The organism is Streptomyces sp. SID9727, from assembly GCF_010550605.1.
Lineage (GTDB): Bacteria > Actinomycetota > Actinomycetes > Streptomycetales > Streptomycetaceae > Streptomyces.
Genome location: NZ_JAAGNI010000085.1, coordinates 1 through 340 on the forward strand (window position 1 = coordinate 1; position 340 = coordinate 340).

Genomic DNA, 340 nt, shown 5'->3' on the forward strand with positions numbered 1-340 from the left:
CGAGCGCCACGACGAGAAGATCACGGTCTACGTCTCCGCCGAGGAGCTGATGGACCTGGAGCACGCGCGCCTCGTCCTGCGCGGCGAGCACGGCCTCGCCGTGGACCGGGGCCGGATCGTGCGCGAGGCGGTCGCCGTCGTCCTCGCGGACCTGGAGTCGCGGGGCGACGCGAGCATCCTCGTACGGCGGCTGCGCGGCCGCTGACCGGTACGGCGCCGGTAGCCTGCCCGGAAGGACCGCCGCCGTCGTGCGGCCCGCCTCCCTTCCGTACGGGCCGCCGCCCGCCGCCGTAGCCCGCCCGCGCACCCTGGAACTCCATGCCGACACCCGACGAGCCCG

General features: G+C 76.2%; 1 protein-coding gene. It reads left to right on the forward strand.

Annotation, left to right across the window (positions count from 1 at the left end; all coding sequences use genetic code 11):
• Positions 1-205, forward strand: a 205-nt coding sequence (locus G3I41_RS05240; protein WP_164284922.1) for a hypothetical protein, incomplete at its 5' end; no start/stop codon positions are given.
• Positions 206-340: the final 135 nt, after the last annotated feature.